This window comes from Nostoc sp. CCY 9925, from assembly GCF_963920935.1.
Lineage (GTDB): Bacteria > Cyanobacteriota > Cyanobacteriia > Cyanobacteriales > Nostocaceae > Nostoc.
On sequence record NZ_CAWUDO010000208.1, the window covers coordinates 1 to 5,755 of the forward strand.

Consider the following 5,755-nt stretch of genomic DNA (forward strand, 5'->3'; position numbering starts at 1 on the left):
TCCAATGGTGAGCTACATCGCAGTTCTCCCGCAGTGCCAGGAAGATTAGGCAATTCAACCCGGTGGCTTGAGCGCGGTTAAAGTTCTGCTCAATGTAAATGATGATGTCTGCTGGTTTTTGGGTTAAATTCATGACGATCAGCCTTTAATGTTGTTCATCGTTTGAATTTGGGATCTTATCCAGAGTTTCTCGCCCTGGATTTGTAATTTTCAGAGGCTGGAAGCTCATCATGGCGGAGGAGAAGTAAATCCACATTGCCTTTGCTTCATCGCCTTCGAGAACAATAGCCGGAGGAGAGTATTTTGGCTCTCCACTCATATAAATAAAAAGTTGCTCTCCCTCCCGTTTAATTTTTCTGACGTTTTCGAGGTTGACGATCTCGTTGTCGCTCACACGGACTAAGTAAGGTTTGTTGATCATGCTTTGATTTCTTTGTCTAAAAGTAGGTTGTTAACGTAGGGGACTGGTTGTGCCCCTGATTGGCATTTATCAAACTGAGGTGCCACCACCGCAGATAGAACCCAACCAGCACGACGGGGCTTCAATCCACGTTTCTTTCGACGCCTATTCTGTTGAACAATATTTGCTTTTCTGGACATAGTTCCTCGTCAGTTGTCAGTTGTCAGTTTCCCCTAGCAGGTCTTTGGCGTTCGCTCAGTGCTGGCAGGCTGCTATCTCTGCCTGGTCTGGGGTATTGGGTATCAGATATTAGGCATCAGGTACATAACGTTACTCACGCTGGCAGGTCTTTGGCGTTCGCTCAGTGCTGGCAGGCTGCCATCTCTGCTTGGTTTGCGTAGTGCTTTTGGATATCTAAAAATCCAATAATTAGTAGTATTGCATATCTGGATACCTGTAAGCAATAATGGATTTCTGGATATGCAATAATTGGGGTGTCGATCATGGAACGAAAAAATGGCAAGAACCGGTCGCCCAAAATCGGGCAGAGAAGTTATAGGAGTGAGCTTAAAAGTGCATCCAGAAGCGTGGGAGCTATTCCAGGAGCTAGCACAAACTATGGGACTCACCAGATCCCAACTTTTAGAGAAAATAGCGACAAATCAGATATCAATATCTCAAAACAGCACTCAAGTAGCGCAGTCACTGGGGAAGTTGTCGGCCAGCTAATTGAGGAGACAGAGAAACAACTGGCTTACCACGAACAGCAGGCTGATTTATTAAGAAACAGACTCAAAGAGCTAAGACAGATCCCTGTCAGCATTACAGATTTAAACGGACACAAGACTGAATAAAGCCGTCCTACCAGCAATCGCTAGGACGGCTTTATTCATGGATATGTCGCCTACTGCCATCAGCAGGCGATGTATGTGTGACTACTAAACCTCCAGGTTTGACCGCAGATCATCTAACGGCGAAACTAACTCACTAGTAACTATAGGAACCTCTTGCTCAGAGACTTTTGCCTTCTCCGGGATAAACTCCAGCCGAAAGTGGATTTTACCTTTCTGCCAACCGCCACCCTGTTCCCGAAGGACTTCACACTGAATTCCTGTCCCATGAAACCACATGCAAAGAGGATCACCAAGATGTTTCTTAATAGCTGTGTGCAACTGACTTACCTTCAAAGTTTCTCCGCCATTAAAAGTGAACGCGTCGTGCATTGTCACAACGTCGTTTTGATTTAGTTCCATTTTCGATTTTCTCTTTCGGTAAACAACATGGCGGCTCAAGCGCCAACTTGATCCGCCTTTCCTAAGTTTTCCCCAATGCCTAATGGACAAAGAAGACCTAGCCCAATCAATCCGCCCCCTGGTGGACTACATCAAAATCCAAATTCCATGCCTTTGTGACCAGCACGCCGAAATATTAGCCACCCAGGTAATCGCAGGGTTGCCCCGCCTGTTTGCAGAACAACCAGAAACCTTCAGCCGTGCCCTATGCTCGACCCCGCAGATGAGAAAGTAGCCCAACTACTCAGCCAAACCGACGCCCAAATGCAGCGACTGGGGTGGACTGTAGCCCAAGGCAAAGAGCATTTGCAGAAGTATTACGGGGTGCGATCGCGCCTCCAACTAACTGAAGAGGAACTGGATAATTTTCTGCTGTTCCTGCAACTGACCGACACCCCAGAAATTTCAAAGAGGGAATCATGAACTTGATGCGATCGTTTTACCAGCCATTTTTTACCAGTTAATAGCGGTTAATCCGTCACCCCTTACACAGCAAGCATTCCAACCCGTCACCTTATCCGTCACCCGACCCGTCACCATCCGTCACCCGACCCGTCACCATCCGTCACCCGACCCGTCACCATCCGTCACTAATAAAAAGTTCAGGCTTATCATGTCACAATTAACACGACAATTAATAATTAAAGAAAGAAATAAAAAACTGAGGCAATGTAATAGCATTCCTCAGCAAACACGAAAATTAATTTCATTAAATTATAGCATGTTTGGAGGGAGAAATGATTAGCCAAACTCTCTCTGTGCAAGAACTTTTAACGTTAAGTACTAATAGATTTCAGTCATTTCACGAATTCAAAGAGTTCATCGAAACCAGCTTCATTGATGACAGTGCTGTTGACCCAGAACTATTTAAACACTGCATCGAATTTCATGAAGATCAGGAATTTGACTATGGCGGTGAAGTCACCACCCCAATCCATGAGGCATTAAATTGGACGTTTACCCGATTTACCCAACAAGTCAAAGAACCAATGTATGCTGCGTTCTTCATGAACGAAGATGGCACGGTTTGGCAAGCTGTCGTCTCCCTCTGGGACGAAGACCGTCAACGACCCTACAGTTATTTGGCTCCCAAAGGCAATGGCGATCGCGTTTTTCTCCCACCAGTTCCTCAGTCGATTAGAAAGCGCATTGCTTCTCGGTATGGAGTAGAAGTGCCGATGGATGGCAGTTTTTGGGAATGGGTTGAAACTGCTCCCATTCCTCGCATCATTGGCGAGGGGGGCAAAAAAGGATTAGCTCTACTCTCTCAGGGATATGTTCCACTACCTCTGTATGGCTGTAGCTCTGGTGGCAGAGAAAAATTAATCCCCGACTTGAAGCGATTTAACCACGAAGATGCTATCTGGCTATTCGCCCTCGACCGTGACAGCAAAGAAAAAACCAGACATCGAGTCAACGCCGCCAAACGAGATTTAGGAAATGTTCTCGACAGGGATGGATTTAAGACCTACAGAGAAGATATTGTTTGGTCATCAGAAGATGGCAAAGGAGTAGACGATCTAATCGTGAATAAAGGATTTGGTGCTTTTGACTCAGCCTACAATCGAGCGATTGCCAGACTAGAGAAGCAATTTCATCCCGGGAATGGCGTCTCCTCACCCAAAGAAGAAAAACACAAAAACCCGCCCCCTGACCAGATGGCGAAAGAAATAGCCGAAGATTACCGAGAACTGCTGGCATTCGATAATGAAAGAAAGCAATGGCGCAGATACGCGGCTGACTTTGACGGGGTTTGGTCTGACGAAACGCCAGAATACACCGAAGCGATAATCTACAAAATTATAGTCAGCAAAGGCGCTTACAATTTTGGGCCCGATTATGTCACAGGCATAGTCAAAATACTACGGCACGAACTTGTCGAACGCCAGTGGAACCAAGTCTCACCCCGCGAATTCCTCCCCTTTCTTAACGGTGTAGTAAAAATTAGCACAGGAGAGTTATTGCCCCACTCACCTAAATATCGGCTGACCTGGTGCTTGCCGAGAGATTACTGTGCTGGTGGTGGAAGCTGGGAAAATATCAACAAGTTCCTAGAACACCTTGCTGCTGGCAATGCTGACATCAAAGAGCTACTAATTTGTTACTGTAACGCCGTAATCAAAGGACGATACGACTTACAGAAATTTCTTCACCTAATTGGATTGGGTGGAACAGGTAAAGGGACATTCACCAGGTTGCTGACTGAATTGATTGGCAAGCAAAACGTTTTAGTAACCAATCTCCCCATCTGGTGTACAAATCAATTTGAGGGAGCGAACGCATTTGGCAAGCGCCTGGTGATATTCCCAGACGAAGATCCCTACAGAGGAAGCATAGGCAGATTCCTGAGTTTAACTGGTGAAGATCAGGTTAGAGCCGAAGAAAAACGGCAGAAATCTTTTAACTTTGATTATCAGGGAATGACCTTGGTGGTTTCAAACTTCCCCGTTTTCAGCGGTGGTAGCAGCAGCCGTGCCAAGCGCCGAACCATCACCGTCCCCTGTAACAATCCTGTTAGAGAAGCCGACCGCCAACAGCTATCTACAGTTTTTGAACCGGAATTAGGGGCATTCACTAACTACTTGCTCTCGCTTAGTGACGATCACGTTAGCGCGGTGTTGAGGGGCAAGAAAGAAATCCCAGAATGTACCTTGGAATTCTGGAACAACCAGATGAAAGGCGATTCAGTGGCGTCCTGGATCAACGACAAGGTTATTTATGATGTCAACGCCGTTACTGCGATCGGCAACGATAGAAACGAAGGTACAAACGGCGAGGCTTATACCTTATTTGGTTCTTATAATCGCCATTGTCAGGCTTCTGGCGATTTGCCCAAAAGTATCAAGGTTTTTAGCCCCGATTTACTGGAGCTTTGCCACACAATTCTGAAGTGGCCAGTCCAAAAAGAGCATACCAAAACTGGCAAGTTTATCAGGGGACTGCGTTTAAGAACTCCCTTGGACAACGAAATTCCAACATACGATTACTCGCTCATGGAACGGGTGACGGGTCAGGTGACGGATGGTGACGGGTCAGGTGACGGGTCAGGTGACGGGTTGAAACCCTTGCCTGACAAGGAGGTGACGGATACCACTCAGCTAGCTCTAAATTATATAGAGTCAAATTCCGAAGAACAAGTTCGCTTTTCAGATGAAAGTGAATCATCAACAGAGGAGAATGAAACCTCATCCCTTAATGACGAGAGCATCCCTGGCACTTGCCCAGAGAAATGCAGCTACTATAAGCTATTTGAGATCAAGCCTTTTATCTTCAAGGTAGAAACAGACTTTGGGGTGGTTCAGGTCAGCGCTGAACCTTTCCACAGGTTCAAAAATGGTCAAAGTAGGGTTTGGCTGAAGTTTGAAACTCCAGACGGTCAAACTTTGACTAAGATCATCAAGACAATTCCTGACAAAAAGACACTTCCAAGGTTCGCAGAGGAAACTAGAGTTATCCAGACCTGGCAAGAGCGAATAAAAGCAGCATTGATGCCCAAAATTAGCAATCCAAGCTGTAAATTCAAGATTCGCAAGCTTGGCGATGATGGGTATGAGTGGATTGAAGGCTGTACTTTAAAATCTATTCCCAATCCACCAAGTAGCACTCAGTTCATTTTCAAGACACCCAAGAACACGATTCTCACTTCTCATCTTGGGGAGTTTGAGGAGATGTAACCAAATAAAAACGCGTAGGCGCAGCCCGCCGCAGGCATCGCCTTTTTGGAACGATGGGGCGATCGCGCTTGATGAAAGTTACAAATCCTGTAAGAACTTTCAGCGTATTCGCCCTAGCCGGTTTTGTCCTGCCGATGGTTTTAAAGATTTGTATAAATTATTTTGCTGCTAGATTCAGTACAGCCACTCATGCTGTTGAAAATAATTTGGCAGTAGACTTCCTGTTTTACCTTCTGCCAGGGTAAAACAGGTATATTTTTCTTGCGCCAAATCAGCAGTATTTCTAGAATCCTGTCTTTACAATGTGTTGCTTGAGTAAAGACACTTCCGAAAATACATAAAAGAGGAAGATTTACATAAATTTCAATCGCTCATAAAACAGATTTATT

The 5,755-nt window shown here is 45.5% G+C and carries 6 protein-coding genes; 3 read left to right on the plus strand and 3 right to left on the minus strand.

All coding sequences use genetic code 11. From position 1 onward, the window contains the following. Window positions 1–145: 145 nt before the first annotated feature. Entirely contained in the window at window positions 146–421 is a 276-nt protein-coding gene (locus ACM0OY_RS39235) for a hypothetical protein (protein WP_414574109.1), read from the minus strand. Further along, window positions 418–600, minus strand: coding sequence for a hypothetical protein (locus ACM0OY_RS39240; protein ID WP_414574110.1), 183 nt, complete (start codon window positions 598–600; stop codon window positions 418–420). The genes ACM0OY_RS39235 and ACM0OY_RS39240 overlap by 4 nt, the downstream gene beginning before the upstream one ends. A 303-nt stretch (window positions 601–903) precedes the next feature. Here ACM0OY_RS39240 and ACM0OY_RS39245 point away from each other — a divergent pair, with 303 nt between their 5' ends. Then, the gene (locus ACM0OY_RS39245; protein ID WP_414574111.1) at window positions 904–1,254 is read left to right on the plus strand and encodes a hypothetical protein; all 351 of its coding nucleotides are present in this window, start codon (window positions 904–906) and stop codon (window positions 1,252–1,254) included. An 84-nt stretch (window positions 1,255–1,338) separates the two neighbouring features. Here ACM0OY_RS39245 and ACM0OY_RS39250 read toward each other — a convergent pair whose 3' ends face one another. Continuing rightward, window positions 1,339–1,623 (minus strand): KGK domain-containing protein, encoded by a 285-nt coding sequence (locus tag ACM0OY_RS39250; protein ID WP_414574112.1) that lies wholly within the window; start codon window positions 1,621–1,623, stop codon window positions 1,339–1,341. 276 nt (window positions 1,624–1,899) lie between these two features. Between ACM0OY_RS39250 and ACM0OY_RS39255 the strand changes: the two genes are divergently transcribed. Both ACM0OY_RS39255 and ACM0OY_RS39260 read left to right on the plus strand, forming a co-directional pair. Beyond that, window positions 1,900–2,115 (plus strand): hypothetical protein, encoded by a 216-nt coding sequence (locus ACM0OY_RS39255; RefSeq protein ID WP_414574113.1) that lies wholly within the window; start codon window positions 1,900–1,902, stop codon window positions 2,113–2,115. A gap of 314 nt (window positions 2,116–2,429) precedes the next feature. Further along, window positions 2,430–5,366 carry a DUF3854 domain-containing protein gene (locus tag ACM0OY_RS39260; RefSeq protein WP_414574114.1) on the plus strand — a complete coding sequence of 979 codons (2,937 nt, stop codon included), beginning with the start codon at window positions 2,430–2,432 and terminating at the stop codon, window positions 5,364–5,366. Window positions 5,367–5,755 lie beyond the last annotated feature (389 nt).